This window comes from Portibacter marinus (genome assembly GCF_021533195.1).
GTDB lineage: Bacteria > Bacteroidota > Bacteroidia > Chitinophagales > Saprospiraceae > Portibacter > Portibacter marinus.
In genome coordinates, this window is record NZ_JAJNKB010000042.1 from 1 (window position 1) to 2,532 (window position 2,532).

The following is a 2,532-nucleotide window of genomic DNA, read 5'->3' on the forward strand; positions in this document are numbered from 1 at the left end:
TGCCATTCTTACATGGAGTCAGCTCGTTTCCTTTCCATCCAACCTTTGAAGAGGTCTTTCATCTCAATTACAACATGCTCCATCTATTTCCATTAACCACTTTTGATTAACTTAGTACCCGATGGAATTTCAGGGCACACTACATGGGATAACAGGCTTCATCACATAATCCTCCCTATCGGTCGGACTCTGGATGCAGCGAGACCGTTGTACGCAATGACTTCGTCATGAGTAAGATCGATTAGCTTTACTGGTCAATAATGCTTAACTTAGGAATCGAAACACACCTTTGATGACCGCCCAATCACATAATAAAATACGTTTAAGTACTATTTATAGCCAACACTTCCAAGACTATCTCAGAAGTAAAGACCGAAAATTACCTATTGTAGATAAGCATATAAAAGCGGTCAACAAAGCAATGAGCTGTAGAACCTCAACTTTAGGATTGGCGGTATATAGTTGTGAGGAATGTGGAGAAGAGGTACATATTCATCGGTCTTGCAAGCATAGGTTCTGTTCAAGATGTGGAGCAGCCGATACAATGAAATGGGCAGAGAAAACTTTGAGAAGTCTAATGAATATCAAACATCATCATGTAATAGTGACCTTACCTAAAGCCTTTAGATTCATTAGTAAACTCAATGGAGACCAGATATATAATTTACTATTTAAGAAGAGTGCTGAGGCGATCCAGGAATGGTTTAGGATAAAACACAATTTACGATGCGGGATAGTCAGTGTTTTACATACAGCTGGAAGTGATTTAAAATATCATCCACATGTACATATGATCCTCAGTGCAGGAGGGCAAGAATTAACGGATTCTGGATTTAAAGTATTGAAGGACAATTATCTGACTCGCCAACAATTTCTAGGAAAGAAGATCAGTAAGATATTTACTACTCAATTAATTAAAAATCATGCAAAAGGAATACTGAAAGTATCTGAGAAATTGCAAGATGGATTGGAATTTAAAAAGTGGTTGGCACGTGTGAATAGTAAACCATGGGTAGTGAGTATCCAGCCGGCCTTAGAAGATATCAATCAAATAGTAGGCTATGTTGGCAGGTATTCAAAGCGAAGTTGTTTGAGTGAGTACAAGATTGAAAGAGCGGATGAAGTGATCAGATTTAGATATAATGATTACAAAAATACACCGAGGGGAGAAAAGCCTCGTATTGGAATCAAACAGATGCAGCTAATTGAATTCTTAGATTCCTTATTACAGCATGTTCCGGCAACAGGTTTTAAGATGGTCCGCTATTATGGATTGTACAATTCGATGTATAAGTGGTCCATTCCATATGAGATGAGATATCATGGAGAGTTGGAGGGTGAATATTTATTTGATGAGGACATGGATTGGGGAGAATATGAAGTATTGCGAAAAACGATGATCAAATTAGGCAAACCGGATCCGTTATACTGTTTATGTTGCCGCCGATCGATGAAATTTCAACAATTCAGATACGAGAAGTCATTCAAAGCATTCGAATATGATAGTAGTTGATTAAACAAAAGGCCGGTTTTCATGAAGCTAAACAAAGAGTTGGCCTAGAAGAGGTATGTTATAAAGCAAAATAATGAGCGTAAAACAAGAAAATAAGCTCCCAAAATCATCAGTAGAGAAGACATTCAGTTCTAGTATTCTCCAATTAGAAGAATCCAAAGACCATAAATGGAATCAAAGATTTGCGTAAAATCCATAGATAAGATTTAATTTCACTGCGTACAACACAGGATACGACTCCATGCCGCCTTTCAGGACGTCACGTAGCGTATCCTCTTACCGTTAGGCGGAATACGTTTCTCGTTTTGAAAGTTCTGAAAATTGATTCAGAATAGTTGATAATGAAAAGATTAGAGGGTTGAATTTGGGTGCTTTGCCAGCGCACTGCACATTGATAGCGTATTTCTTACAAGTGGATTTTTACAAATTATAATCACTTTGTTCTCACGATAATCGAATCTTAAATTCCATGCAGTTTGCTTCGATTTTCAGGTCTGACTGTCTGAATTTTCTCTACAAGTAATATTAAGATTGGAATTCCGAACATGTCAATTAATTTCAGATAATCAACTTACTATTCTTGTCCGTCTGAGTCCGCTAGTTTTAAATGATAAATTCGAGTATTCCAACGGCATTATCTATAATCTGACAAGACTTTCAGATGGAGGCCAACGCTTAAATTGTACTCCACCTAACACTAGACAAGACGCAATTTCGCCTCGAATAGTATGAAATGTGATGTGCAGAACTAAAAATTCATATTTTTGGAAAACGATATTTAATGAGGAGCGAAACTTCGCTTGTCATCACCGTTAGGCGGAATACGTTTCTCGTTTTGAAAGTTCTGAAAATTGATTCAGAATAGTTGATAATGAAAAGATTAGAGGGTTGCATTTGGGTGCTTTGCCAGCGCACTGCACATTGATAGCGTATTTCTTACAAGTGGATTTTTACAAATTATGATCACTTTGTTCTCACGATAATCGAATCTTAAATTCATGCAGTTTGCTTCGATTTTC

At 37.2% G+C, this 2,532-nt stretch carries 1 protein-coding gene; it reads left to right on the forward strand.

Annotation, left to right across the window (positions count from 1 at the left end; all coding sequences use genetic code 11):
* Positions 1–292 precede the first annotated feature (292 nt).
* A complete protein-coding gene (locus L2567_RS20760; protein WP_235299785.1) occupies positions 293–1,513 on the forward strand; it encodes an IS91 family transposase in 1,221 nt (406 codons plus the stop codon).
* Positions 1,514–2,532 lie beyond the last annotated feature (1,019 nt).